This is a genomic window from Polaromonas sp. P1_F1 (genome assembly GCF_056405795.1).
Genome location: NZ_JBFUBJ010000001.1, coordinates 866,960 through 892,097 on the forward strand (window position 1 = coordinate 866,960; position 25,138 = coordinate 892,097).

The 25,138-nt window shown below is 64.4% G+C and carries 23 protein-coding genes; 9 read left to right on the forward strand and 14 right to left on the reverse strand.

All coding sequences use genetic code 11. The annotated features are described in order from the left end of the window. Window positions 1-148 precede the first annotated feature (148 nt). The 5 genes from AC1DZE_RS04170 to AC1DZE_RS04190 all read right to left on the reverse strand — a co-directional run bounded on the left by AC1DZE_RS04170 (window position 149) and on the right by AC1DZE_RS04190 (window position 7,096). Entirely contained in the window at window positions 149-2,563 is a 2,415-nt protein-coding gene (locus tag AC1DZE_RS04170) for a TIM-barrel domain-containing protein (protein ID WP_477699815.1), read from the reverse strand. 33 nt (window positions 2,564-2,596) lie between these two features. After that, window positions 2,597-3,598 (reverse strand): ABC transporter ATP-binding protein, encoded by a 1,002-nt coding sequence (locus tag AC1DZE_RS04175; RefSeq protein ID WP_477672161.1) that lies wholly within the window; start codon window positions 3,596-3,598, stop codon window positions 2,597-2,599. Between the two features lie 14 nt (window positions 3,599-3,612). Beyond that, window positions 3,613-4,668, reverse strand: coding sequence for a carbohydrate ABC transporter permease (locus AC1DZE_RS04180; protein ID WP_477672160.1), 1,056 nt, complete (start codon window positions 4,666-4,668; stop codon window positions 3,613-3,615). A gap of 10 nt (window positions 4,669-4,678) precedes the next feature. Continuing rightward, a complete protein-coding gene (locus AC1DZE_RS04185) occupies window positions 4,679-5,668 on the reverse strand; it encodes a carbohydrate ABC transporter permease (RefSeq protein ID WP_477668577.1) in 990 nt (329 codons plus the stop codon). A 138-nt stretch (window positions 5,669-5,806) separates the two neighbouring features. After that, entirely contained in the window at window positions 5,807-7,096 is a 1,290-nt protein-coding gene (locus tag AC1DZE_RS04190) for an ABC transporter substrate-binding protein (protein ID WP_477699816.1), read from the reverse strand. 520 nt (window positions 7,097-7,616) lie between these two features. Between AC1DZE_RS04190 and AC1DZE_RS04195 the strand changes: the two genes are divergently transcribed. Further along, window positions 7,617-8,645: a LacI family DNA-binding transcriptional regulator gene (locus AC1DZE_RS04195; protein ID WP_477673495.1), complete on the forward strand. Its 1,029-nt coding sequence runs from the start codon at window positions 7,617-7,619 to the stop codon at window positions 8,643-8,645. Between the two features lie 131 nt (window positions 8,646-8,776). On the opposite strand, the gene AC1DZE_RS04200 is transcribed toward AC1DZE_RS04195, so the two are convergent. From AC1DZE_RS04200 to AC1DZE_RS04220, 5 genes are all read right to left on the reverse strand, one after another. Then, window positions 8,777-8,938, reverse strand: a complete 162-nt coding sequence (locus tag AC1DZE_RS04200) for a hypothetical protein (RefSeq protein ID WP_007863796.1) — start codon at window positions 8,936-8,938, stop codon at window positions 8,777-8,779. A gap of 75 nt (window positions 8,939-9,013) precedes the next feature. After that, on the reverse strand, window positions 9,014-9,850 hold the full coding sequence (locus AC1DZE_RS04205) for an amidohydrolase family protein (RefSeq protein ID WP_477668583.1): 837 nt from the start codon (window positions 9,848-9,850) through the stop codon (window positions 9,014-9,016). 3 nt (window positions 9,851-9,853) lie between these two features. Next, on the reverse strand, window positions 9,854-10,882 hold the full coding sequence (locus AC1DZE_RS04210) for a tripartite tricarboxylate transporter substrate binding protein (RefSeq protein WP_477668584.1): 1,029 nt from the start codon (window positions 10,880-10,882) through the stop codon (window positions 9,854-9,856). Between the two features lie 36 nt (window positions 10,883-10,918). Beyond that, complete coding sequence (locus tag AC1DZE_RS04215) at window positions 10,919-11,668, reverse strand: GntR family transcriptional regulator (RefSeq protein ID WP_477673496.1); 750 nt, start codon at window positions 11,666-11,668, stop codon at window positions 10,919-10,921. A gap of 140 nt (window positions 11,669-11,808) precedes the next feature. Continuing rightward, complete coding sequence (locus tag AC1DZE_RS04220; RefSeq protein ID WP_477699817.1) at window positions 11,809-12,771, reverse strand: Bug family tripartite tricarboxylate transporter substrate binding protein; 963 nt, start codon at window positions 12,769-12,771, stop codon at window positions 11,809-11,811. Window positions 12,772-13,029: 258 nt separating this feature from the next. On the opposite strand from AC1DZE_RS04220, the gene AC1DZE_RS04225 reads away from it, so the two are divergent. Next, entirely contained in the window at window positions 13,030-13,758 is a 729-nt protein-coding gene (locus AC1DZE_RS04225; protein WP_477673194.1) for a hypothetical protein, read from the forward strand. 13 nt (window positions 13,759-13,771) lie between these two features. Here AC1DZE_RS04225 and AC1DZE_RS04230 read toward each other — a convergent pair whose 3' ends face one another. After that, window positions 13,772-14,605: an aldo/keto reductase gene (locus AC1DZE_RS04230; protein WP_477673193.1), complete on the reverse strand. Its 834-nt coding sequence runs from the start codon at window positions 14,603-14,605 to the stop codon at window positions 13,772-13,774. Between the two features lie 144 nt (window positions 14,606-14,749). Between AC1DZE_RS04230 and AC1DZE_RS04235 the strand changes: the two genes are divergently transcribed. Continuing rightward, window positions 14,750-15,061: a cupin domain-containing protein gene (locus AC1DZE_RS04235; RefSeq protein WP_477668589.1), complete on the forward strand. Its 312-nt coding sequence runs from the start codon at window positions 14,750-14,752 to the stop codon at window positions 15,059-15,061. 28 nt (window positions 15,062-15,089) lie between these two features. Here AC1DZE_RS04235 and AC1DZE_RS04240 read toward each other — a convergent pair whose 3' ends face one another. Together AC1DZE_RS04240 and AC1DZE_RS04245 are read right to left on the reverse strand one after the other, a co-directional pair. Next, entirely contained in the window at window positions 15,090-16,163 is a 1,074-nt protein-coding gene (locus AC1DZE_RS04240) for a DUF6352 family protein (protein ID WP_477673192.1), read from the reverse strand. A 12-nt stretch (window positions 16,164-16,175) separates the two neighbouring features. Further along, window positions 16,176-16,328 carry a hypothetical protein gene (locus AC1DZE_RS04245; protein ID WP_477668591.1) on the reverse strand — a complete coding sequence of 51 codons (153 nt, stop codon included), beginning with the start codon at window positions 16,326-16,328 and terminating at the stop codon, window positions 16,176-16,178. Window positions 16,329-16,505: 177 nt separating this feature from the next. Between AC1DZE_RS04245 and AC1DZE_RS04250 the strand changes: the two genes are divergently transcribed. The 6 genes from AC1DZE_RS04250 (at window position 16,506) to AC1DZE_RS04275 (ending at window position 23,972) form a co-directional block, all read left to right on the forward strand. Further along, entirely contained in the window at window positions 16,506-18,872 is a 2,367-nt protein-coding gene (locus AC1DZE_RS04250; RefSeq protein WP_477699818.1) for a DUF6600 domain-containing protein, read from the forward strand. Between the two features lie 314 nt (window positions 18,873-19,186). Beyond that, complete coding sequence (locus AC1DZE_RS04255) at window positions 19,187-19,960, forward strand: ABC transporter ATP-binding protein (RefSeq protein ID WP_477668593.1); 774 nt, start codon at window positions 19,187-19,189, stop codon at window positions 19,958-19,960. After that, window positions 19,961-20,665 (forward strand): ABC transporter ATP-binding protein, encoded by a 705-nt coding sequence (locus AC1DZE_RS04260; RefSeq protein ID WP_477668594.1) that lies wholly within the window; start codon window positions 19,961-19,963, stop codon window positions 20,663-20,665. Window positions 20,666-20,738: 73 nt separating this feature from the next. Beyond that, on the forward strand, window positions 20,739-21,932 hold the full coding sequence (locus tag AC1DZE_RS04265) for an ABC transporter substrate-binding protein (protein WP_477699819.1): 1,194 nt from the start codon (window positions 20,739-20,741) through the stop codon (window positions 21,930-21,932). Window positions 21,933-22,104: 172 nt separating this feature from the next. Beyond that, complete coding sequence (locus AC1DZE_RS04270) at window positions 22,105-22,989, forward strand: branched-chain amino acid ABC transporter permease (RefSeq protein ID WP_477673034.1); 885 nt, start codon at window positions 22,105-22,107, stop codon at window positions 22,987-22,989. A 2-nt stretch (window positions 22,990-22,991) separates the two neighbouring features. Then, entirely contained in the window at window positions 22,992-23,972 is a 981-nt protein-coding gene (locus tag AC1DZE_RS04275) for a branched-chain amino acid ABC transporter permease (RefSeq protein ID WP_477668596.1), read from the forward strand. Between the two features lie 114 nt (window positions 23,973-24,086). On the opposite strand, the gene AC1DZE_RS04280 is transcribed toward AC1DZE_RS04275, so the two are convergent. Continuing rightward, window positions 24,087-25,085: a GlxA family transcriptional regulator gene (locus tag AC1DZE_RS04280; RefSeq protein ID WP_477673038.1), complete on the reverse strand. Its 999-nt coding sequence runs from the start codon at window positions 25,083-25,085 to the stop codon at window positions 24,087-24,089. Window positions 25,086-25,138 lie beyond the last annotated feature (53 nt).

Consider the following 25,138-nt stretch of genomic DNA (forward strand, 5'->3'; position numbering starts at 1 on the left):
CGTAGTGAATTGTCGTCACTGCAGGACAGCATGCAAAGGACGTGCCAGAACTCCGGCCATCGTGTTTCACCGTCACGGCATACCGCCAAGGCTGGTGATCCGCTGCCCGGGATCGCAGCGGCCCAGGACACATTTCCCTCGTATAGGGTCAAAGCTTCAGCGTCAGCCGCCTCCAGGCGCCTTCGAGCTGATCCTGCACCAGCGCCCCGCCGTCAAAGCTAAGCGGGCGTTGCTCTGTTGCCGGCAACAGCAAGACCAGGTTGTCTTGCACAGGCGGCTGTGCGCCCTCACGGAACACCGCGATGCGCAGGCCTTGCTCGGTGCAATCAACACGCAGGCGCCACTGCCCATAAGCACCGCTACGCCAGGCCTGGCTATGGCCGTCGTCTTCAAAACAGCTTGCTTCGAAACTTCCCGCACCCTGATGGGGAAAGACCTGGAAGCCGCGCAGATCTTCGACCGCTGCGAAATGGATTTCTCCCAGATTCAGCGGTATGGCGCAGCCTTCGCGTGCCAGCAATGGGGGCGAGCCATCCAGCGGCGCATTCAGCGTGATCCGCTGGCCGGCTTTCACGTACCGCGCGGTGTGCGCCTCGTACCAACCGCCGGTGCCGGGCAGCCACACGCGGCGCTCGGTCTGGCCGGGCTCGATCACCGAGGCCACCAGCAAATGTGCGCCCAGCAGCATGTCGTCGTTTTCTTCCAGGCAGTGCGTGTCTTCCGGGAAGTCGTGGTACGTCGGCCGGATGATGGGTTCGTAGGCGCGGTGGTAACGCCACACCAGGTCATACAGGTAAGGCATGAGCCGGTAGCGCAGGCGGATCAACTCGCGCACCTGGGGCGTGACCTCGGGGTACATCCAGGGCTCATTGACGGTTCCGTCGTCGTTCCATGAGTGGATGCTGAAGCGCGGCAGGAAGATGCCGTGCTGCACCCAGCGCAGCAGCAACTCGGGCCCCGGCGCAGGACCGGAAAAACCGCCTATGTCGTGCCCGGTGTTGGACACGCCCGACATCGCCAGGCCCAGGCCCATGCGGATGTTGTAGCGCAGCGTTTCCCAGGCCGTGTAGTTGTCGCCCGACCAGGTCTGCACATAGCGCTGCATGCCGGCGGCGCCTGAGCGCGACACCAGGTAGGGCCGCTCCGCGGGCGCGAACTCGGACTGCGCGGCGTGCGATGCCTGCATCATCAGCAGGGTCTGCAGCGGGCGCACCTCGCGCGCGGGACGCGGCGCGCCGAAACCGTGGGCCAGCGCCTTGTCGCTCCAGATCTCGTATTCGTTGTTGTCATTCCAGGTGGCGGGGATGCCGTATTCGAGCAGCTGCTCAGTCACCTGCTTCTTCCACCAAGCGATGGTCTTGGGGTTGGTGAAGTCAAGGTAGGCGCCTGTGCCGTCCCAGAACTGTATGGCGGTGGGCTGGCCATCCGGGTCGTTGACAAGAAGGCCAGCCTGGCGGGCTTCCTCGAAACGCGGATGGTCGCGCAACAGCGCGGGCTTGATGTTCGGCACCAGGCGCACGCCGCGGTCGAGGTAGCTCTGCACGAAGACCGCAGGGTCGGGAAACTTCTCGCGGTTCCAGTTGAAGACGTAGCGGCCCGGGCCAATGGAGGTGTAGCCCGACGACAGGTGGAACGAGTCGCAGGGAATGTCGTGCTCTTCACAGCGTTCGAGGAACTCGCCCATGCGCTCCTGCGCATTGGGCGCGTCGGTGTAGCTCATGGTCGAGCCTGAATAACCCAGCGCGTAGCGCGGCGGGAAGATGGGCCGGCCGGTGAGCCAGGTGTAGCGGCGCGTGATGGCGGCCGGGTCGTCACCGGCGATGTAATACAGATCCAGGTCACCATGGTCGGCCACAAAGTAACGGTAGTGGCCGTGGTAGTTGTCCATCTCGCGGCCCATGTCGAAGCTGCAATCGGACAAGGTGTCGTAGAACAAACCGAAACACAGGCCGGCGTCTTTTTCACCACCTTTGCGCGTGATGTAGAACGGGATGTGCTTGTACAGCGGGTCGGTGCTGCGTGCGCTGTAGCCCATGGGGTCGAGGTTGCACATGCGGTAGCGCTGGCCGGCACGGTTGGCGTCGCCGGCGCGCTCGCCCAGGCCGAAGTAGGCTTCGCCGCGTTCGCGCTGCAGGTAGTGGTAGACCTTTTCGTCCCACCAGCCGAAGTTGTAGCTCTGCGTGGAACGGTCGGCGGCGGTGGCCTGCCAGCGGCCCTGTTGCCGGCTTTCCCAGCGGCAAAAGAAGCCTTCGAGCGCGATGGTCAGGCGCACGGCGCCTGTGGTGATCTGTAGTTGTGAGCCCTCTTCCTTGAGTTCGAATGCGGGCAGCGAAAAGCCGCTCACGTCGAAGCGGTCGCGGCCTTCAACAGGCAAATTTTCAAGCCCAGGCGCCACGGTCCAGCTGCGCGGCATCTGCAGCCGTCCTTGCGGCAGCACCAGCACACGAACGATGTCTTCTTCGAGCACCCAGATGTGCGCCGTGGCGCCACTGGTGCTGTTCAGGACGAGGTGGTTGCCGCTGCGCGATTGCAGGGCGAAAGTGGGAGCTTGGTCAAGGCGCATGGTCGGCTGGTCAATGTTTCGGGTGGCGCAGGTTCAAAGACGCAAGCCGTTCTGGTCGAAGAAATGCAGGTGCTCTGCGGGTGCGGTCACCTTGACGGTGTCGCCGCGCTGGATGTTGGTCTGCCCGCTCAGGATGATTTCAAAAGGCGCGTCAGGCACCACGTGGCCATGCAGAATGCTGGTACTTCCCAGTTGCTCGACCTGCGACACCTTCATCTGCAGCGGGCCGTCGTTGGACAGTTGCGCATGTTCGGGCCGGATGCCCACGGTGTGGGCTCCGGGCCTGGCGCCAGGCATCTGCGCCACCGGCACGAAATTCATGCGCGGGCTGCCGATGAAGCCGGCCACGAACTGGTTGCAGGGCTGGTTATACAGCTCCAGCGGCGAGCCAACCTGCTCGATGCGGCCGGCGCGCAGCACCACGATCTTGTCGGCCATGGTCATGGCCTCGACCTGGTCGTGGGTGACGTAAATCATGGTCGCGCCCAAGCGGGCGTGCAGGTCACGGATCTCGGCGCGCATGGAAACGCGCAGTTCAGCATCGAGGTTGGACAGCGGCTCGTCGAACAGGAAAAGCTTGGGTTCGCGCACGATGGAGCGACCTATGGCTACGCGCTGGCGCTGGCCGCCGGAGAGCTGGGTGGGTTTGCGCTGCAGCAGCGGCGTGAGCTGCAGCATGGCGGCGGCGGCATTGACCTTGCTTTCGATGACCGGCCTGGCCACACCCAGGTTCTCCAGGCCGAAGGCCATGTTGTCGTAGACGCTCATGTGCGGGTACAGCGCATACGACTGGAACACCATGGAGCAGCCGCGGTGCGCAGCGCTCACGTCATTGACACGCTTGCCGTCGATGCAGATGTCGCCGCTGCTGGCGGGCTCCAGCCCCGAGATGATTCGCAGCAACGTGGATTTTCCGCAGCCCGAGGGGCCGACGAAGACCACAAATTCACCGTCGGAAACGGTCAGGTCTACGCCATGGATGATGGTGATTTTGTCAAAGGTTTTGACGACACTGGCAAGTTCAAGAGTGGCCACGGAGAGTCCTCGGTTTATTTGACGCCGGCGCTGGCAATGCCGGTGGCGATGTATTTCTGCAGAAAGGCAAAGACCAGGGTGATCGGAATCAGGGTGATCACGGTCATCGCCAGCAGGTAGTGCCACTGCGTGTTGAGTTCGCCCTGGAAGGCGTTGAGCGCGAGCTGCAAGGTGAAGTGCTCCGACTTGGACAACACGATCAGCGGCCAGAGAAAATCGTTCCAGCGCCACATGAACGAGAAAATGGCCAGCACCGCCATGGCCGGCGCAGCCAGGGGCAGGATGATCTTCCAGTAGATACGCCACTCGCTGGCGTTGTCCATGCGGGCGGCCTCGAGCAGCTCGTCAGGAATGGTCAGCATGTATTGGCGCAGCAGGAACACGCCCGTGGGCGTGGCCACCGCGGGCAGGATCACGCCCCAGAGGTTGTTCAAGAGGTTCAGTTCCGAGATCACCAGAAAAGCCGGCACCAAAATGATGGTGGGCGGAATCATCAGCGTGGCGATGATCAGCACAAACACCGTCTTTTGCCCGGTGAACTGGTACTTGGACAGCGCGAAGGCCGCCATCGAATTGAACAGCAGCGTGAGGATGGTCGCTACCACGGTGATGAACACGCTGTTCCAAAGGTAAGTGCCGAAGGCGAACTTGCCGAACAGCTCGGTGTAGTTGCCGCCGGCAAACTTGAGTTCATTCACCGGTTTGCGGTCGTTGATGTTCACGCGCAGTTCGGTCTGCGGCGCCGCGGGGTCGACCATGGTGGCGACCAGGCCGATGCGGCGCACCTGGGCCAGTTCGCGGATGTTGCCCTGCTCATCCTTGGCGCGGAACAGCGGCAGGGGCTTGTCGTAACCGGCCACCACGGCTTCTTTCTGGCTGTAGGGCAGAAAGGTCGGCGGGAACTGGCTCAGCGCGCTTTCGGTCTTGAACGACGACATCACGAGCCACAGCACAGGGCCGAACATCACGATGAGGCCTGCCAGCAGGTAGGCGTAGGAGACCCAGTCGGTCCAATGCAGGCGGGTGCCGCCGTGCTTGTGACCCTGGGTACGGGTAAAGAAATTGGCCATCGCTTTTTCCTTACTTCCTGATTTTTCCGGCCTCGCCGGCTTTGGACAGCCGCAGCTGCGCGAGCGTCAGGGCCATCAGGCCGGCGGCCAGGATCAGCGAGGCCGCGGCAGCCAGGCCATACAGGTGGATCTGTTCAGCAAAACCGGTCTGGTAGATGTACTGCACGATGAAGGTGGTGGCCGAGCCCGGGCCGCCGCCGGTGAGCACAAACACCTCGTCAAAGCTCTGCACCGCGCGGATCATCACCAGCACCAGCACCACGATCAGGTTGGGCATGAGCAGCGGCAGCGTGATGCGCCTGAGCACACGCCACGGCGGCGCGGCGTCCATCTCGGCGGCTTCGTAAACGTCTTTCGGGATGGCCTGCAGGCCGGCCAGCAGAATGAGTGTGTAAAAGCCCATGTGGGCCCAGATGGATACCACCACCACCCAGAAAAATGCCCAGTGCCGGTCCAGCAACCAGTCCATCGGTGAGGCGCCCATGGCCACCAGGCCGGCATTGAACACGCCCTGGCTTTGCAGCAGCCATTTCCAGATCAGCGCCACCACCACCGGCGACAGCAGCACCGGGTAGAAAAACACGCCACGCCAAAAGCCGCGGCCTATGATTTTCCGGTTCAGCACCAGGGCCGTGACCAGCGAGAAGAACACCATCAAGGCCACCTGGATCAGGCTGAACTTCACCGTGTTGGCGATGGAGCGCCAGAAGATGTCGGTGCGGCAGGTCTGCAGGTCGGTGTAGTCGCGGCATTCAAGCAGGATGGCGAAGTTCTCCAGCCCGGTGAAAGGCCGTTGCGTGGGCAGAAGGTTCACCCCGCCGGTCACCGCATACACCAGGTTCACCACGATGGGCAAAAAGGTGAAGAGGCTGATCACCACCAGGTTGGGCCCGACAAAGAGCCAGCCTATGCGCGAAGCACCCAGCCATCTCTGGCCCAGCCGGAAAACCGGCTCGAACAGGTTGAACAAAAAGCCCAGGAAAGCTGAGAAAACCGACATACCGACTCCGATCTATGTATGACGCCACCAGCACATTGCCTTACGCCAGGTACACCGCGGAACTGGCTCCGCCAGGCCGCAGGTGTCGCCCCCTGCAAGGGGGGAGGCGCGCACGAAGTGCGCGCCACGGGGGTGTGCCTATTTTTCGGCTTGTTTTACCGCTTCGGCCATGTCGGTGCCGATCTTGGTCACGGCCTCGTCCACGCTGATTTCTCCCACGATGGCCTGAGTGACCCGGGTCACGGTCGGCAGCATCAGGGCGCGGTTGTACTTGTAGCCTTGCAGCGCGTAGGCCGGCGGCGCGATGGTGGCAGTGCCGCTGCTGAACACACCCAGCGCGGCCTGTGCCGCAGGGCCGGCAGTCGGATAGCTCACGCCTTTTTTGGCCACGCCGGCATGGGCCGGGATGTTGTTGGTGCGTGAGGCGAATTCAGCGACGTTGGCTTCCTGCGCCATGAAATCCAGGAAGCGGCCCACTTCCTTCGGGGACTTGGTGGTCTTCAGCGCCACCCAGGCCGCGCCGCCGGGCATGCCCGAGCAGGCGGCGGGACCGCAGGGGTTGGGCACGGCGACCCAGTCGAAGGCGTTGCCGATTTCTTTTTGCATGCGGTTGATCTGCCATGAACCTGACAGGATCATCACCACGCGGCCGTTCTTGAACTCGCCCACCGCGTCGGCATAGCTGGAGCCGCCCGAGCCGCCCCAGACGTCTTTGAGCATGGTGCCGTCCTTGTGCCAGGCAACGAACTTGCCCACGGCGGTCTTGTAACCGGCATCCACCGTGAGGTTTCCCTTGGCGTCGAAAATCTTCGCGCCATAGCTGACGGCGGGGCCGGCGAAACGGTGGCCCGAACGGTCCCAGGCCATGGCGGCCGGGGTCTGCGTAGCCTTGGCCACCTTGCGCGCCGCATCGGCCCACTCTTCCCAGGTGGCCTTGGGGCCGGGCATCGGCACCTTGGCCTGCTCAAACAAGGTCTTGTTGACGAAGGGGCCGGTCATGGTCATTTGCGACAGGAAACCGTAGATGCCCTTGTCGCCCGCCTTGTTGCGCATCCAGGGCAAGGTGCTCCCGAAGTTGTCTTCCCAGTACTTGCGGTCCTTCACATAGGCACTGATGTCGATGTAGTTCTTCGACAGGCCGCCGATTTCGGCGACACGCGCGATGTCGGGTCCCTGCCCCGCCGCGAGCTGCACGGGCAGCTGCTCTACCACCGTCTTGTAGGGCACCACGTCAAGGATCACCTTGGCGCCAGCGTTCTGGGCTTCATAACGCTTGATGAGGTCGGCCGCGACATCGCATTCATTGCCGTCCTGGTAGCACATGACGCGAATGTCGGCGAAGGCGCTGGTGGCCAGCGTGGCGACGGCGGCACCCAGGAGGCCGGCGCGCGTGGCACGCCTGGCGAGAAAACGAAGCTGGAAGTTCATGGTTGTCTCTTTCTGGAAAAAGGAAGGATGGGGCCGATCGGTCGTCGGCTTCAGGAATGCGCGCCGGCCGCCGGCGCAGGGAACGCCCAGGCCGCATGGCTGGGATGGGTGACCGCGGCGCTGGGATCGCCGCGATCAACTCGAGCGAGCAGCGTCGGCAGGGGCTTGCCGCGGCTGTGCGTGCTGCTGGAGGTGAAAACCATGTCGTCCTGTGCCGTTGTGTTGCGATCGTTGGCGGTTTTGGCTATTATGGCAAACGTTTGCCAACCATTGGCAATCGTTTGCCATACTTGTCAGTCGCGGCTTTCTCGGTTATATGTTTTGTCTTGGCACGCACTGATCGCGCCGCCGGTCGGCCACCTGCCCTCGCCTCTTGGCCCCTTGTTTTCCCAAAATACGACCCATCGATGCTTCGCTTTCCACTCGCCGGACTCCCGCCTCGCCATTCGCGTGTCCCGCCTTCGCGCCAACCCAACATTCGCTGCGGCGTCCAGACCCGGCAGGCCTGCCGCCCGCACCGATGACCGACGACACCCCGCGCAGGCGCAAGGGCGTCGGCCCGGTTTCGCTGAGCGAAGTCGCCGTGCAGGCCGGCGTCTCAATCTCCACCGTCTCGCGCATCGTGAACGGCGAGACCCGGCGGGCTTCGCCGGAAACGCTGGCGCGCGTGCGCGAGGCGATCAAGACCGTGGGCTACCACCCCAACCAGCTTGGACGCGCGCTACGCAACCGTGAGAGCCGCCTGGTCGCGATGCTGGCCGCCAACCTCGACAACCCGGTGATGGCCACGCTGGCCGCCTCCACCGAGGCCGCGCTGCGCGAGGCCGGCTACACGATGATCCTGTGTGACACGCACGACCGGCCGGAGCTGCAGGACGACTATCTCAACGCCATGCGTTCGCAGGTCGTGCAAGGCTACGTGATGGTCGCGGCTCAGCCCAGTGCCGGCCTGCGCGACTTCGTGGAGCGCGGTGCGCCTATGGTCTTCGTGAGCCGGCGCAGCCCGTTCGGCACCTGCGCCTTCGTGGGGCCCGACAACCTGGCGGCCGGCGCCGCCGCCGCAGACTACCTGCTCGACCGCGGCGTCGACGCGCCGGCCGTGGTATTTCCGTCGCGCGGATCGTCCACGACCCGGGAACGCGTGCAGGGCTTCTGCGAGCGGGCCGCCGACAGAGGCCTGTCAGCCGACCGGATCCGCCGGGTGGAGGCCCCGGGCATCTCGCACCTGGAAATCGGCTACGCCGCCGGGGCCCAGTTCGCGGCGCCCGGTGCCTGGCCGCGCGGCGCGATGTGCATCAGCGACCAGGTCGCCTACGGGCTGCACCGCGTGGCCCGCGAGAGCGGGATCCGGGTGCCCGGCGACTGCGAGCTGGTCGGCATCGACGGTAATCCGATCAATGCCTGGCTCGCCCCGTGGCTCACCTCGGTCGAAATTCCGCATCAGGATTTCGGACCGGTCATCGTGGACCTGATGCTAAGCCTGTGGGGCGGCGAAGCGCCACGCGAACGCCTCATGCCGCACCGCATGGCGGCTGCGCTCGAGAGCTAAAACAGGCCAAGCCTGAGCCGCCGTGCCCATGCTGTTCATTCAGGCGCGTGATCCCAACGGCATAAAAAAAAGCGCCCCAGGGCGCTTTTTTTTATGGATGCAGCCTCAAGGGGCCGCATCAGCAGACCGGCTCAACCCTGATGCGGGCGCTTGCCTGGGTTCTTTTTGCTGCGGGTGTGCGAACCGCGCTCCAGGCTGATCTTCTGGCCGCGGCCGGTCGTGATCGTGTAGCCCTTGGGAGGGACTGGCTTGGGGGCGCAGATGTCGGCTTCGACTCTGATTTTCTTGGGCATGGAAGACTCCGGGTTAAAAATGGCGTAGCCCGTGATTTTAAGCCACTCCGGGGCTGCAGGCCTCCGCCGGGCTTATCAGGCGTACAAGGCGACCGGCGCCTGCTCCCGGACGCACTGTGTTTGGGCCGCCGCCAGCGTGCGCGCCACGGGCTCCCAGGTGCTGGCGTAGGCGGGCAGCGCGTCGGGCGCAAAGGCGGTATGCGGCCAGTCGGAGCCCCAGACCAGGCGCCGGCCGAACAGCCCCGCAACCTTGCGGATGACCTCGTCCAGCGCCTCATACGGCGCTTGCACGCCCAGGCGGTACCAGCCCGAAAGCTTGACCCAGGCGCCCTGGGCGGCGAGTTGCTCCAGTGCCCGCCAGGCCGGGTGATCCGGAGGAATGCCGGCGTGCATGCCGGCGAGGTGATCCAGCACCGCCGGCACCGGGCTGGCCGCATGCAGGGCCGCGATCACGGGCAGGTCTTGCGGTGCCGCATACCACTGCACATGCCAGCCCAGCGCGCGCAGGCGCGGCGCCAGGGCCTGGAAGCTGTCCCGGGCGCCGTCACCCTCCCCGGCCTTGAGGCTGTCCCCGACGGGAGACACCAGGTTAAAGCGCACACCGCGCACGCCGAGCGCATGCATGGCCTGCAGCGCCGCATCGTCGATGGAAGGCGGCAGCACCACCACACCGCGATGCCGCCCGCCACCGGCACGCAAGGCGTCCAGCAACACCGTGTTGTCGGTGCCGTAGACGCTGGGCTGCACCAGCACCAGGTGGCCGAAGCCATGGCTTTGGGCCAGTTGCTCGATGTCCGCCAGCGGCCGGTGCGCGGGCTGGTAATGGCCCGGCGCGACAGCCGCAGCCGCGTCAAAGACGTGGACGTGGCTGTCCCAGCCGGGCGCCACCGGGTCAGGCGTGGAACTCTGCACCGCTTAACCCGTGGTGATCTTGCGGTCTTTGATGATGCGGCCCCATTTGAGCTGCTGGGCCTTGAGGAAAGCCTGCGTCAGCGCTTCAGGGCCCTCGGGGAAGGCTTCACCGCTCAGGCTGCGGATACGGCCCAGCACTTCGGGGTCGGCCATGGTCTTGCGGATAGCGGCGATCAGCGCAGCTTTGGACTTGGCGTCTATACCAGCTGGGGCCAGCACCGGGTTCCACTCGAGCACCTCATAAGCCGGCACGCCGGCTTCTTCCATGGTCGGCATGTCGGGCAGCGAGCGCGTGCGGCGCCGGCTGGTCACCGCCAGCGGGCGCAGCCGGCCCGACTGGATCTGCCCCAACGAGGAGGCCACGTTGGCGAAGAACAGCGGCACCTGGCCAGCCATCACGTCGTTCATGGCCGGGCCGCCGCCGCGGTAAGGCACGTGCACCAGCTTCACGCCGGCCAGGTCTTCAAACAGCGCACCGGCAAGGTGCTGGGCCGAACCGTTGCCGGAGGAGGCATAGGCGATCTGCCCGGGTTTGGCCTTGGCCAGGCGTATCAGGTCCTTGACGCTTTTGGCCTCAAAACCGGGCGTGCACACCAGCACGTTGGGGAACTGCGCCAGCACGGCCAGTGGCGCGAACGCCGTGTCGGTGTCGTAGGGCAGCTTGGGATAAAGCGCGGGATTGACGGCGAAGGACGAGGCATCGACCAGCAACTGCGTGCCGTCGGGCGCGGCGCGCGCCACCTGTGTCGCGGCGATCTGGCCGCCGGCGCCGGGTTTGTTGTCGACCAGCACGGTCTGGCCCAGGAACTCGGCCATGCGCGGCGCGATCAGCCGCGCCATCAGGTCGGCGCCGCCGCCCGCGGCATAGGACACGACCAGCGTGATCGGCTTGCCGCCGGCGATCTGGCCCGCGGCATGGGCGGCAAAGGCCCAAGGTGCGGCGACGGCCGCGCCCGCGGCCTGCAGCACGAGGCGGCGCGAGCGGTTCAGGGGTTGCGCTTTGCTTGCAGGGTGGTTGCTTGGGTGTGACATGGTTTTCTCCGATTTCGGGGGGTGTTCAAGGGACGTTCAGGTGATGGTGACGGTGTAGTGAAAAGCGTGGGCGTCGCCCCGCGTGTAGCGCACTTCGACGCAATGGCCGGCCAGGTCGTAGGCGCAGCGCGTGACCAGCGCACAGGGATGGCCGGCCGACAGGGCCAGGTGGCCGGCCTGCGCCGCCGTCAGCGCGCCGAAGCCGATTTCATCGACCGCGCGGGCCACGTGCACGCCGCAGCGTTCGGCAAACATCGGGTAGAGCAGGTCGCCCCAGCTGCCGGTATCGCTCTCGACGAGCTCGGCAAACAGGGCCGGGGGCAGCCAGATTTCCTCATAAACACAGGGCTGGCCCGAGAGCGACCGCACGCGTTGCAGCCGCAGCGCCATATCGCCGCGTGCCAGGCCCAGGCGCCGTGCCACCTCGGCGGGTGCGACCAGCAGCCGGCGCGAAACGATGTGCGAGGCCGGCACTTCGCCCGTGCCTTCGCCAAAGCGGAAAAACCGCATCATGGTGCCGCCCGTCATGCCGGCACGCACAAAGGTGCCGCGGCCATGGATGCGCTCTATCAGCCCCTGGTCGGCCAGCAGTTCCAGCGCGCGGCGCAGCGTGCCCAAGGCCACGCCGTGCTCGGCGGCCAGGGTCTGCTCGGCCGGCAAGGCGCTGCCCGGCGGCCACTCGCCCGCCACCACGCGCGCGCGCATGGCGGCGGCCAGGGCGGCATAACGGCTTTGGCCCGGTTCGGCGGGCACCACGGTCAGCGAAGGGTTTGCTGGAATGGCCATGATTGATCTAGTCCTATAGATGACTAGATCATGTCACGTACCCGGACTTTTGCCTCTTAGGGTTTACACGGAGCGCTGTAGCCCATAAAAAAAGGCGACGCCCATCGGGGCGCCGCCTTGCGCGGAAAAGCGTGAACCGTTTATTCGATGGTCGCGCCGGAAGCCTGCACGATGCCCTTCCATTTCACATAGTCGGTCTTGAGCAGGCTGGAGAACTGCTCGGGCGTCATGTTCTGCACTTCGGCGCCCTGGGCGTGGATGGCGGCCTTCATCTCGGGCGTGGCCAGCAGCTTGTTGACCTCGGCGTTGACGGTGGCGACGATGTCTTTGGGGGTGCCGGCCGGCATGAAAAGGCCGTACCAGGTGCTGACGTCAAAGTCCTTGTAGCCCAGTTCAGCCACGGTAGGCACTTCGGGCAGCGAGGTGCTGCGGCGGGCCGAGGTGACGGCCAGCGGGCGCAGCTTGCCCGACTTGATCTGGGCAATGGCCGAGGGCAGCGAGGACACCATGAGGTCCACGTTGCCGGCCAGCACGTCCATCATGGCCGGGTTGGAACCCTTGTAGGGCACGTGGCGCAGCTTGATGTTGGCGGCGCTGTTGAAGATCTCGCCGGCCAGGTGGATGGTCGTGCCATTGCCGGGCGAGCCGTAGGTGATGGAGTCGGGCGCTGCTTTGGCTGCCGCCACCACGTCGGCCAGCGTCTTGAAGCGCGACTGCACGCCCGTGACGATCACCACCGGCGTGTAAGCCACGTGGGCCACGGCCACCAAATCCCTGGTCGGGTCGTAGCTCAGGTTTTTGTACAGCCAGGGTGCAACGACCAGGTTGTCCTTCTGGCCCATGACCATGTCATAGCCCGTGGGCGCGGCACGCACGGCTTCGGCGATGCCGATGGTGCCGCCGGCGCCGCCGCGGTTGTCGGGGATCACATTCCACTTGCTGACCTCGGTCAGCTTGTTGGCCACCAGGCGCGACAGGATGTCGGTGCCGCCGCCGGGGGGGAACGGAACGATCAGCCGGATCGGCTTGGCCGGGTAGGTTTGGGCCTGCGCGGCACAGAGCATGAGCGCGAGGGCGATGAACGACAAAAACTTGCGAAGCATGGGGAAGGTCTCCTTATGGGGCTTGCAAGCATAAGGCGAATGAAAAAGAAGCACCCGCTTGCAACCGGTTTGACCTTCAATTTTATTCGCCGGCCTGTCTATACAACATGGCGGCGTAGCGAGGCCGGACCGTGATCCGCGGGGTCCGGCGTCTCGATCGGCGATGGCGCGGACGGGCTGCAGCGTCTGCCATGCACCACCAGCGCCCCCGCAAGCGCCGCTTATGATCAGCCCTTTAAAAAATAAGGGGGGCCTTGCATGTCATCAAACTCTTCTGCCGCGCCATCCATGGTGCGCACCGGCGCCAAAGCCGGCATGGCGTTTGCCAGTTCCGTCGCCATGGGTGGTTTGCTGGCTTTCCTGCTGGGCGGTGGCGTGTTCTTCTTCTACCTGAGCCGGCTGTCCGGCCTTGGCATGCCCGCCGCTGCGCATGCAGGCGGCGCCGGCGCCATCCTCGCCTTGCTGTTTTCACCGCCATTGCTGGTCAGCATGCTGCTGCTGGCCTTTGTTCCGATTTACCTGATGCTGGGCGTGGCGCGTGGCCGCAGCCGGGCCATACAACAAGTCGTGACGGGTCATGGAGAGGCCATGTCGCAGCGCTTGACGGACGCGATTGCCGGACGTATCGAGGCCATGCCGCGAACCAAGGGTGCACTCGAACGGGTGTCAGAGATGCTGTCGGCCGATGCCATCGGTCAGCAATTGGCGCCCGTGCTGGGCCAGGGACGCGCCGTGCGCGGCATGATCAATTTCGTGGTGAACCGCCTGCCGCTGGCTGATGTATTGGCGCAATGGCAGCAGGCCCGCGCCGCCGAGGCCGCACCTGCGCCAGCACCAGGTTCGCCTGACCCCGTGTTGCGCACTCTGCTCGCGCAGCGTATTAGCCAGACGCTTCAGGATGCCGCCACGCCTTCCCGCAAGCCGCTCTACATCGCCATGGCCGTCCAGGCGGCCTTGCTGGCAGTAGGGATGTGGCTGATGCGTTGACCCCTGGAAAGGTCTAGATCATCTCCAGCGAGGTGGCGCGGGAAGGCGGCTTGAACAACACATCCAGTTCAGCCAGTTGTTCATCGCTGAGCCGGATCTGCGCTGCCGCGGCGTTCTCGCGCAGCCGTTCCGGATGGCTGGTTTTGGGAATCGCGATGACGCCGCCCTGCGCCAGCACCCAGGCCAGCGCCGCCTGGGCGGGCTGCATGCCGTGACGCGCGGCGAAGCGGGTCAGGCCCGCATGGCGCAGCAGCCGCGCCTGCTCGATCGGTGAATAGGCCATGACCGGTACCTTGCGTTCATGCAGCCATGGCAGCAAGTCCCACTCAATGCCGCGGCGCGTGAGGTTGTACAGCAGCTGGTTGATTTGCACGCCCTGACCGCCGGGCACTTGCCACAGCTCCTGCATGTCGGAGAGGTCAAGATTGCTCACGCCGTAATGACGGATCTTGCCGGCCTTTTGCAGCGCCATCAAAGCCTGCATGGTTTCGGCCAGCGGCACAGAACCCCGCCAGTGCAGCAAGTAAAGGTCAATGCGGTCGGTGCGCAGCCGCCGCAGGCTGCGCTCGCACGCGGCCACCGTTCCCGCCTTCGAGGCATTGTGCGGATACACCTTGGTGACGATGAAGGCCTCATCACGCCTTCCCTGCAGCGCCTCGCCAACAAGCTCTTCGGCCAGCCCCTCGCCATACATTTCCGCGGTATCGACCAGCGTACAGCCCAGGTCCAGGCCGAGCTGCAGGGTCGCGAGTTCGTCGGCGCGCCGCGCCGGCGCATCGCCCATGTTCCAGGTGCCCATGCCCAGGGCGGAAACGGCTTCGCCGCAGGGCAGCAATACGCTTTTCATGCAAACCATCTTAGCGCCGCGGAGTCCTGAACGGCGCATTTCAGTGATGCGGATACGGAATCAATGGCCCCCGAAGAATTCATGGTTCCGCCGGCCCCGCGACGTAGCATGGCGGGGCTTTCACTGCACCTGATGGAGACCGACATGAAGATCATCCGAAGCAAGGATTTCACCGCAGCACGCGCCTGGGGCGCGCTGACGGTAGCCAATATGCAGGGCATCACCACCCGGCTGCACTGGACCGACAAACCCTACAAGTGGCATATCAACGAAGGCGAAGAAGTGTTTGCGGTGCTCGATGGCCGCGTGGAAATGCGTTACCGCGACAACTGCGGACAATGCTCCGTGATGCTGGAAACCGGCGACATCTTTTTCGCGAGCGTGGGCACCGAGCATGTCGCCTCGCCGGTGGGCGAGGCCCGCGTGCTGGTGGTGGAAGTGGAGGGCAGCGACTGAAATGATCCGGCTTGATCCGCGCACACCCCTAGGAAGCTGCAGGCAGCAGCGGCAGGTTCACCAGCAGGTTTTGCGGCTTGAGCTTTACCACCCCGTCGGCGTTCATCATCAATCCCAGGTACACCGGCTTGCCGGCCACATCGCTGCGCATTTCCCGCGCATCCACAAACTCCAGCCGGAACAGGCTGACCAGGCGCTGCAGCCGGTCGGGCGCAACGTCCCTTCCCTCATACAGGTCATTGAGCAAGGCTGTGGAGTCCACGTCCAGCCCTACATGCCAGCGCCAGGCTTCATCGTCCACTTTCTGCACGGGCCGGATGGTGACTTCAACGCCCAGAAAATGCTTCACCCACTTCTGCAACACACTTGCCAGCGCCTTGAGACCTGAGCGGGCACGCACCATGGTGAAGACCAGGCCGTGGCTCAGGTCGTTGCTGACTTCATGCGTCAGGTCCAGCAAAAAACGGTGGCGGCCCGGCTGCTGCCAATACGTGAAAGCGTTGTCGTCATTGAGCACCTGCAGCTCCACAACAGGCACCGGCGCCTTGGCCTCCGCAAGGAAGCGGCCGAAGTCGCCCACACCGCCGGTCTCATTGAACATGTCGATCACCTCCTGGTCGCCGCTTAGCACCTGGCCGTCCTGTGTACTGATGCGCTGCGGGCGAAACAGCATTTCAGCGGCGCGCACTTCATATGCGTCGGTGGAACCGTGCAGCACATTGTGGACAACGGCCTGGGCAACCAGGTCGATGAACAACGGCGGTATGTCGATGCGGCCCGTTCCGTCCCGCGGGAACAGGCTCAGGTAATACGCCTCCAGCGTGCCGGCGGCGAGCAAGCCATCGCGAAAGCGCAAAAACAGCTTGTAGTTGTCACGCGCATCCGCATCTTGCAGGGCCGTCAATTCGGCAGGCGAGACCGGCCGGGACGGCGCGGCCACCAGTGCGGCGTGCAAGGCACGTTCGGCATCGCATGACTCCGCCACCGGCGCGAGTTCGGGCCGCGCGAGGAAGAGCCGCAGATAGTCGTCGGAGAGGGCGAGCCAGCCGCGTGCGTTGCGCTGGAGCCGGGAAAAGCCACTGGAAGGCCAGAAATCTTGCATGGGGCAATCGTCTCATATTGCACGCGCCATTTTTTCGCCGCAACCCAGTCGCTCCTTTTTTGATAGCTGCTCGCGCTCGTCTGCATTGACTTGCAGGCATTTTTCTCTAATAAAAATGTCATCAACAGAAAGATCAGCCGCTGCGGACATTACATCCCGTTTCATTCCTGCCTTCTGTTTCGCAATCTTTACTGCCTGTTAGCACTCCATCCATCGTCACGCACGTTGTACTGGGTAAGGTCTCCTCATCAGGCTGGCGATCACGATGCGATCATGACCGTTACGTGTCAGCCCGCCTTCCAGTCCATCCATGTCCCGCAAGACAGGAAGAGAGCGTTCAACATGACAGCAATCGACACCAGCGACACAAATTCGTCCCATACCGACCACACGGCCTTCCGGCCTTCGCACCTTTACGGGTACTTCGTGCTGCTGGCCTTTGCAGTCCTGCTGGCATTGCTGCAGCCCGTTGCCTGGGCGCAGGAACCTGCGCCTCAGGGCGCCCAGCTGGACCCACCCGGCCGGGTCGCCAGACTTAACCTGGCCGAAGGCGCCGTAAGCTTCGCACCGGGCGACAGCAACAACCCGGCAGAAGCCCCGGCCTGGACACCCGCCATGCTGAACCGGCCGCTGACAGCCGGCGACAGGCTGTGGACGGGCCCCGGCGCCCGCTCGGAACTGTACGTGGGCTCGACCGCGCTGCGCATGAACAGCCAGACCAGCCTGGATTTCCAGGCACTGGACGACAACACCACCCAGCTGCGCCTCGCCCAAGGCACGCTCAAGCTGCGCGTGCGGGCCCTCTACGAAGGCCAGCGCCTGGAAGTGGATACGCCCAACCTCGCGTTTGTGGTGGCGCAGCCCGGTGACTACCGGCTGGACGTCGACCCTGCCAGCAACACGACGCGCGTGGTGGCCCAGTCGGGCAGCGGCGTGATTTATGGCGACGGCGTCGCCCCTGTCACGCTGCAAAGCCGCCAGCAGGCCAACTTCAGCGGCACGCAGCTCACCCCGGCAGGACCGGGCGCCGCACAGCAGGACAGTTTTGACCTGTGGGCCGCTAACCGCGACCGGCGTGAAGACCAGTCGGTTTCGGCGCGTTACATACCGCGCGAAACCGTGGGCTACCAGCAGCTCGACAGCTACGGTAACTGGAGTCAGGACCCGGCCTACGGTGCCGTCTGGATACCGCGCGCCGTGCCCGCCAACTGGGCGCCCTACCGCGTCGGCCACTGGGCCTGGGTCTCGCCCTGGGGCTGGACCTGGGTGGACGACGCGCCCTGGGGGTTTGCACCGTTTCACTATGGCCGCTGGGCACAAATCGGCCCGCGCTGGGCCTGGGTGCCGGGCCGGCTGGCACCGCGCCCTGTCTATGCGCCCGCCCTCGTCGCTTTTGTGGGCGGCAGCAGCGGCGGTGTGAACTGGAACATTTCCATCGGCGGCGCACCGCGGCCCGGTGTGGGCTGGTTCCCGCTGGCACCCGGCGAAGCCTTTCGCCCCGCCTACCGCGTGAGCCCGCGCTACGTCACGCAGGTGAACCACAACATCGTGGTCAACAACACCGTCAACGTGACCAATATTTACCGCTACCAGCGCCAGCCTGCAGCGGTGACGGCTGTCAGCCGCGAGGACTTCGAGCGTGGCCGGCCTGTGCACGGCAATCCCCACCGGCTGAGCAGCGCCGACCTGGGCCGCGCACAACTCGTGGCCGACCGCGGCGCCCTGCCGCAGCGCCCGAATCGGTCGGAGCTGCACGCACAGCAGCGCCCCGTGGCCGCCGCCGCATTGCCGCCGCCCGCCGTGGCCACGCGGCCGGTGGTCAGCAGCCGCAGCGACCGCAGGGATGATCGCCGGGACGGCCGGCGCGATGACAACAACCGGGACGAGCACCGCGCCGGTCCCGCCGCCGGCAGGGACCACGACGCCCGGCCACAAGCCGCCGCTCCCGCTTCCCCCGCCGCGCCTGTCGGCGCAGCGCCAGCCGCACGGCCCTCGCCCGCACCGGACCGCAGCGCCCTCGAGGCCAGCCAGCGCGCGCAACGCGAGCAGCAGCGCCAGCAGCAGGAGCAAAAAGAACGCCTGCAAGGCCCCCAGCTGGAACAGCAACGCCGCCAGGGCGAAGAGGCCATAGGCCAGCGCGCCCTCCGCGAGCAAGCCCAGCGCGATGCGCGGGCCCGTCAGGAAGCGCAGGAACGCGCCCAGGCCGCGAATGCCAATGCCGATGCACGCGCCAACGCCGACCGCCATGCCGCCGAACAGGCTCGTCGCAGCCAGCAACAGGAACAGGAACAGCGGGAAAAGCTTCAGGGTCCCCAGCTGGAACAGCAGCGCCGTTCCGGTGAAGAATCCATAGGCCAGCGCGCCCTGCGCGAACAGGCCCAGCGCGACCAGGAAAACACCCGCCAGCAACAGGCCGCGCAAAGACAGCAGCAGCAGCAGCAGCAGCAGCAACAGCAACAGCAACAGCAACTGCAGCAACAACAACATTTGCAACAACAGCAGCATTTGCAACAACAGCAACAACGTGCGCAGCAGGAGCAGCAGCGCCAGGCCCAGGCCCAGGAACAACAACAGCGGCGGCAACACCAATTGCAGCAACAGCAGTCACAACGCGACGCCACCCCAGACAAACCGTCCCGCCAGGCCGACGCAACCAATCCGCGCGGCCAGCGCGGCGAAGGCGGCCCAGGCCGCAACCGCGAGCAATAAAAAAGCCAATACGGGCGCCGGTTTCCTACCGGAGGGGGCACTCCTCATCAAGCAGGGGCCGCGGAACCGGCTTTGCCGGGCCGCAGGCGCAGCGCCCCTATACGTAGGGAAAGGGGCAGCGCGCCGTAGGCTCGAAGTGGGGAGCGTGGGGGCTTTAGATCACGCAAAACTACTTAAGGGTCTGACCCGGTACCGCGTCGGAGGGTGGGTGGCTAGGATGACCACCTGTGTTTCACGGGTTCGCGCCTGCTGCCGCATCAGCCGCCGCGGCACCTTGCGCCCGTGATATCCAACCCATCTTCCGGAGAACCAATTTGTCAGTGGAGTTCATTCTCGAAACACGAGGGCTGACCAAGGAATTCAAGGGGTTCGTGGCAGTCAACAACGTGGACCTGAAAGTCCAGCGCGGGCATATCCATGCGCTGATCGGGCCCAACGGCGCCGGCAAGACGACTTTCTTCAACCTGCTGACGAAGTTCCTCATCCCCACGCGCGGAAGCATTGTCTACAACGGCAACGACATTACGTTTGAGCAACCCGCGCAGACCGCGCGGCGCGGCATCGTGCGGTCATTCCAGATCTCTGCGGTCTTCCCGCACATGACAGTCCTTGAAAACGTGCGCGCCGCCTTGCAGCGCAACCTCGGCACCTCGTTCCATTTCTGGAAAGCGGAAGAAACGCTGTTTCATCTCCACGACCGTGCCCGCGAGCTGCTGGCCGAAGTCGACCTGAGCGACTTCGCCGATGAGCTCACCGTGAACCTGCCCTATGGCCGCAAGCGTGCGCTCGAACTCGCCACCACGCTGGCGCTGGAACCCGAACTGATGCTGCTGGACGAACCCACGCAGGGCATGGGCCACGAAGACGTGGACCGCGTGACGCAGCTGATCAAAAAAGTCTCGGCTGGCCGGACCATCCTGATGGTCGAGCACAACATGAACGTGGTGTCGTCGATCGCCGACCGCATCACGGTGCTGCAGCGCGGCGCCATCATTGCCGACGGGCCATATGCCGAAGTGTCAGCGAATCCGTTGGTGATCGAAGCTTATATGGGCACAGCGAACACCGAGCTTCAAGGGGCGCACTAGATGACCAAAGAGCTCCTCAAGATAGAAGACCTGCACGCCTGGTACGGCGAGTCGCACATCCTGCATGGCGTGAACCTCACCGTCAACGAAGGCGAGGTGGTAACACTGCTGGGCCGCAACGGCGCGGGGCGCACCACCACCATGCGCGCCATCGTCGGCATGACGGGTGCGCGCAAGGGCTCCATCAAGATCAACGGCGAAGAAGCCATCAAGCTCGCGCCGCACAAGGTGGCGCGTCTGGGCGTGGGCTACTGCCCCGAAGAGCGCGGCATTTTCGCCAGCCTGACAGCCGAAGAAAACCTGATGCTGCCGCCCACCATAGCCCCCGGCGGGATGAGCCTGGACGAAATCTACGCAATGTTTCCCAACCTCAAGGAACGCGCCAGCAGCCCCGGCACGCGACTGTCTGGCGGCGAACAGCAGATGCTGGCCGTGGCGCGCATTTTGCGCACCGGCGCGCGCCTCCTGCTGCTCGATGAAATTTCCGAAGGCCTGGCGCCCGTCATCGTGCAAAAACTCGCAGAGATGATCCTCACGCTCAAGGCCAAGGGTTACACCATCGTGCTGGTGGAACAGAACTTCCGCTTCGCCGCGCCGCTGGCTGATCGCTTCTACGTCATGGAACACGGCCGCATCGTCAAGCAGTTTGCGCAAAACGAGCTGGCCGGCAACATGGGCATGCTGCAGGAATACCTGGGCGTCTGACGCCGGGCATGCCGAACCCTTTTTTAGTCCCCTCGATTCCCCCAAGTTCACCCCTTCCATAACAGGAGACATCATGAAACTCAAAGCACTTGTTGCCGCACTCGCCCTTGGCCTCACAGGCGCCGCTTATGCGCAGAACACCGGCCCGATCAAGATCGGCATCATCACCGACATGTCCAGCCTTTACGCCGACATCGACGGCCCCGCCGGCGCTGAAATGCTGAGGTGGGCCGTGCAGGATTTCGGCGGCAAGGTCCTGAACCGCCCCATCGAGGTGCTGAGCGCCGACCACCAGAACAAGGCCGACGTCGCGTCGTCCAAGGCACGTGAATGGATCGACAAGGACGGCCTGCAGATGCTGATTGGCGGTACCAACTCCGGCACGGCACTGGCCATGTCCAAGGTCACCACCGAAAAGAAGAAACCCTTCCTCGTCATCGGCGCCGGTTCGGCCCGCCTGACCAATGAAGACTGCTCGCCCTACACCGTCCACTACGCCTACGACACGGTCTCGCTGGCCAAGGTCGCCGGTTCCGCGCTGGTCAAGGCCGGCAACAAGAGCTGGTACTTCCTGACCGCCGACTACGCCTTCGGCTACTCGCTCGAGGGGGATGCCTCCACCGTGGTCAAGGCCAACGGCGGCACCGTCGCCGGCACCGTCCGCCATCCGCTGAACGCCTCGGACTTCTCGTCCTTCCTGCTGCAGGCGCAGTCTTCCAAGGCGCAAATCCTGGCACTGGCCAATGCTGGCGGCGACTTCACCAACGCCATGAAGGCCGCAAAGGAATTCGGCATCGGCAAGACCATGAAGGTTGCCGGCCTGCTGGTATTCATCAACGACGTGCACTCCCTGGGCCTGGCCAACACCGAAGGCCTGCAACTGGCCGACAGCTGGTACTGGAACCAGGACGACGCCTCGCGCAAGTTCGCCAAGCGCTTCTTCGATAAATACAAGCGCATGCCTTCCAGCCTGCAGGCGGCCGACTACTCCGCCACCCTGAGCTACCTCAAGGCCGTGCAGACCGCCGGCACGACCGATTCCGACAAGGTCATGAGCACGCTCAAGGGCATGAAGATCGAAGACTTCTACAACAAGGGCCAGATCCGCGCCGACGGCCGCATGATCCACGACATGTACCTGTACGAAGTCAAGAGCTCCAAGGATTCGGGCACGCCATGGGACTACTACAAGACCATCGCCAAGGTGCCGGGCGAGCAGGCTTTCACCACGGTGGCCGAATCCAAGTGCTCGGCTCTCAAGAAGTAAAGCATCACTGCAACTGCGCAAACGTTGAACTGACGAAAAAACAAAAAACGGGGTAGAACGAGGGTTCGATCCAGCCGGTCATTTCGCAGAAATGCAGAATGACCGGCTGCTTCTTTGAAAAACCCTTGCACTCCCGCCACAAGTAACGGTATCGGTGTCCTGACAGGTTCCCATGGAAATTTTCGGTATTCCCCTGCAAGCGTTTATGGGCCAGCTGATGCTGGGCCTGGTCAATGGCGCCTTCTACGCCATGCTCAGCCTGGGGCTCGCGGTGATTTTCGGCCTGCTGGGCATCGTCAACTTTGCGCACGGCGCCCTCTACATGCTGGGCGCTTTTGCCGCCTGGATCATGCTGGACCAGTTCGGCATGAACTACTGGTTCGCGCTGGTGCTGGCGCCGCTGACGGTCGGCATTCTCGGCGTCATCATCGAGCGGCTTTTCCTCAAGCATCTGTACAAACTCGATCCACTCTACGGCCTGCTGCTGACCTTCGGCCTGGCGCTGGTTCTCGAAGGCGTCTTCCGTGAAATTTACGGCGTCTCGGGTCAGAACTACAACGTGCCCGACCTGCTGGCCGGCTCCATGGACCTTGGCTTTATGCGCCTGCCGATTTACCGCGCCTGGGTGGTGGTGGTGTCGCTGGTGGTCTGCCTGGGCACCTGGTACCTGATCGAACGCACCCGGCTGGGCGCCTACCTGCGCGCCGGCACCGAAAACGCGCCGCTGGTGCAGGCCTTCGGTATCAACGTGCCCATGATGGTGATGCTGACCTACGGCGCGGGCGCCGCCCTGGCAGCCCTGGCCGGCGTGCTGGCCGCGCCCATCATCCAGGTCAACCCGCTGATGGGCTCCAACCTGATCATCGTGGTCTTTGCCGTCGTCGTGATCGGCGGCATGGGCTCCATCCTCGGCTCGGTCATCACCGGCCTGGGCCTGGGCATCGTCGAAGGCCTGACCCGGGTGTTTTATCCTGAAGCGTCCAACATCGTGGTATTCGTCATCATGGTCATCGTGTTGATGTTCCGGCCCGCCGGCCTCTTCGGAAAGGAAGCCTGACCATGAGCGCCCTCTCCACCAAAGCCGCCAACATGCTGCGCATCACTTACCTCGTCCTGCTGGCTTTTGCGCTGGCCGCGCCCTTCCTGGGTCTCTACCCGGTGTTTGTGATGAAGCTGCTGTGCTTTGCGCTCTTCGCCTGCGCCTTCAATCTGTTGCTGGGTTTTACCGGCCTGCTCTCGTTCGGCCATGCCGCATTCTTCGGCTCTGCCGCTTATGTCACCGGCTGGTTCATCAAGTCGCAGAACTGGACGCCCGAACTGGCTCTGCTGGCCGGCGCGGTGGCGGCCGGGCTGATCGGCCTGCTGGTCGGGCTGGTAGCCATACGCCGCCAGGGCATTTATTTCGCCATGATCACGCTGGCAATTGCGCAGATGGTCTACTTCGTCTGCCTGCAGGCGAGCTTTACCGGCGGCGAGGACGGCCTGCAGGGCGTGCCACGCGGCAAGCTGTTCGGCCTGCTGCCGCTTGAATCCGACATCTCGCTGTATTACGTGGTGGTGGCGATTTTTGTGGCCTGCTTTCTGTTCATCTCGCGCATCGTGCACTCGCCCTTCGGCCAGGTGCTCAAGATGATTCGCGAGAACGAGCCCCGCGCCATCTCGCTGGGCTACAACGTCGACCGCTACAAACTGTTGGCCTTTGTGCTGTCGGCCGCACTGGCTGGCCTGGCCGGTTCGATGAAAACCCTCGTCATGGGTTTTGCCACGCTGTCGGACGTGCATTGGTCCATGTCGGGTGAGGTCATCCTGATGACCCTGCTGGGCGGCGTCGGCACCTTCTTCGGCCCGGTCATGGGCTCGGGCATCGTGATCGCGCTGCAGAACCTGCTGGCCGACAAGGTCGGCTCCTGGGTCACCGTCATCATCGGCGCGATCTTTGTGCTGTGCGTGCTGGCCTTCCGCAAGGGCGTGATCGGTGAGTTGCAGGCCTTCCTCGAACGCCGCCGCGCCGCGGCCAAGGCTGCCTCGGCAAAACCCTGATCGGCAGGGCTGGGCGGTCGTCCCGTCCGGCTGCTTTTAAAGCCCTTCAGTTGCTATTATTTTAATAGCTGCTTGCGCCCGTTACTATTGGCTAACAGCCTCATTTCCTCAAAATCAGTTGCCACGAAACTCGCGCCGGTACATCGACGGCGAGGTTCCAAGCGTCGCCGCAAAGTGCTGCCGCAGGGATACCGCCGAGCCGAATCCTGCGTCCTGGGCAATCTGCTCCATCGAGCGGCCGGTTGATTCAAGTTGCCGCTGCGCCAGCGCCAGGCGCTGGCTTGCCAGCCACTGGCCCACGGTGGTGCCGGTGATCTGCCGGAAGTGCCGGGTGAAGGTGCGCCGGCTCATCAGGGCACGTGCTGCCAGCGTATCGAGGCTGTGGGGCTGACGCAGGTTTTCCTGCACCCACGCCAGGATGGCCGACAGCCGGTGGTCGGAGCCTGTGGCAGGCAAAGGTTGCTCCACGTACTGCGCTTGCCCACCCTGCCGCTGCGGCGCCACCACCATGCGGCGCGCCACCCGGTTGGCCGCTTCGGCGCCGAAGTCCCGGCGCAGCAAATGCAGGCAGCAATCAATGCCGGCGGCCGTGCCCGCCGAGGTGAGCACATCACCGTCGTCAACATACAGCACATCGGGCTGCAGCCTGACCTGCGGATAGCGCTCGGCAAAAGCCGGCGCCAGCGCCCAGTGCGTGGCGGCGGGACGGCCATCCAGCAGGCCGGCCTCGGCCAGCACAAAAGCCCCCAGGCACAGCCCGACGATGCGCGCGCCGCGCTTGTGCGCTGCCCGCAGTGCTTTCAGCAGCGCTTCGGAGGGCCGCTCCATCGGGTCCCGCCACGACGGCACCACCACGGTTTGCGCCTTCGCCAGCGCGCTCAGGCTGTGTTCCACCGCAATGGTGAAGCCCGCTGTCGTATGCAAACTGCCCGGCGTTTCGGCGCACACCAGCAACCTGAAACGCGGCAGATCGGGCCCTGAAAAATCATTGCCGAACACCATGCACGGCACGGAAAGATGAAACGGGCTGATGCCGTCAAACGCCACCACGGCGACCGTGCTGAGCTGGCTTGCGGTGCGTGACTTGATGCGTGACTTGCCGACGACCGGCATCTGTGGAAGTGCTTTTTTCGACATGGCCCAATTCTATCGAATATTGTCAATTG

Bases quoted from the DNA above. Each gene is read 5' to 3' on its own strand.
- AC1DZE_RS04280 (WP_477673038.1), bottom strand. From the start codon at position 25,085: ATGCCGGTCGTCGGCAAGTCACGCATCAAGTCACGCACCGCAAGCCAG.
- AC1DZE_RS04180 (WP_477672160.1), bottom strand. From the start codon at position 4,668: ATGGCCAATTTCTTTACCCGTACCCAGGGTCACAAGCACGGCGGCACC.
- AC1DZE_RS04275 (WP_477668596.1), top strand. From the start codon at position 22,992: ATGAGCGCCCTCTCCACCAAAGCCGCCAACATGCTGCGCATCACTTAC.
- AC1DZE_RS04170 (WP_477699815.1), bottom strand. From the start codon at position 2,563: ATGCGCCTTGACCAAGCTCCCACTTTCGCCCTGCAATCGCGCAGCGGC.
- AC1DZE_RS04245 (WP_477668591.1), bottom strand. From the start codon at position 16,328: ATGAAACGGGATGTAATGTCCGCAGCGGCTGATCTTTCTGTTGATGAC.
- AC1DZE_RS04225 (WP_477673194.1), top strand. From the start codon at position 13,030: ATGTCATCAAACTCTTCTGCCGCGCCATCCATGGTGCGCACCGGCGCC.
- AC1DZE_RS04270 (WP_477673034.1), top strand. From the start codon at position 22,105: ATGGAAATTTTCGGTATTCCCCTGCAAGCGTTTATGGGCCAGCTGATG.
- AC1DZE_RS04240 (WP_477673192.1), bottom strand. From the start codon at position 16,163: ATGCAAGATTTCTGGCCTTCCAGTGGCTTTTCCCGGCTCCAGCGCAAC.
- AC1DZE_RS04260 (WP_477668594.1), top strand. From the start codon at position 19,961: ATGACCAAAGAGCTCCTCAAGATAGAAGACCTGCACGCCTGGTACGGC.
- AC1DZE_RS04230 (WP_477673193.1), bottom strand. From the start codon at position 14,605: ATGAAAAGCGTATTGCTGCCCTGCGGCGAAGCCGTTTCCGCCCTGGGC.
- AC1DZE_RS04185 (WP_477668577.1), bottom strand. From the start codon at position 5,668: ATGTCGGTTTTCTCAGCTTTCCTGGGCTTTTTGTTCAACCTGTTCGAG.
- AC1DZE_RS04220 (WP_477699817.1), bottom strand. From the start codon at position 12,771: ATGCTTCGCAAGTTTTTGTCGTTCATCGCCCTCGCGCTCATGCTCTGT.
- AC1DZE_RS04200 (WP_007863796.1), bottom strand. From the start codon at position 8,938: ATGCCCAAGAAAATCAGAGTCGAAGCCGACATCTGCGCCCCCAAGCCA.
- AC1DZE_RS04265 (WP_477699819.1), top strand. From the start codon at position 20,739: ATGAAACTCAAAGCACTTGTTGCCGCACTCGCCCTTGGCCTCACAGGC.
- AC1DZE_RS04195 (WP_477673495.1), top strand. From the start codon at position 7,617: ATGACCGACGACACCCCGCGCAGGCGCAAGGGCGTCGGCCCGGTTTCG.
- AC1DZE_RS04250 (WP_477699818.1), top strand. From the start codon at position 16,506: ATGACAGCAATCGACACCAGCGACACAAATTCGTCCCATACCGACCAC.
- AC1DZE_RS04190 (WP_477699816.1), bottom strand. From the start codon at position 7,096: ATGAACTTCCAGCTTCGTTTTCTCGCCAGGCGTGCCACGCGCGCCGGC.
- AC1DZE_RS04210 (WP_477668584.1), bottom strand. From the start codon at position 10,882: ATGTCACACCCAAGCAACCACCCTGCAAGCAAAGCGCAACCCCTGAAC.
- AC1DZE_RS04215 (WP_477673496.1), bottom strand. From the start codon at position 11,668: ATGGCCATTCCAGCAAACCCTTCGCTGACCGTGGTGCCCGCCGAACCG.
- AC1DZE_RS04235 (WP_477668589.1), top strand. From the start codon at position 14,750: ATGAAGATCATCCGAAGCAAGGATTTCACCGCAGCACGCGCCTGGGGC.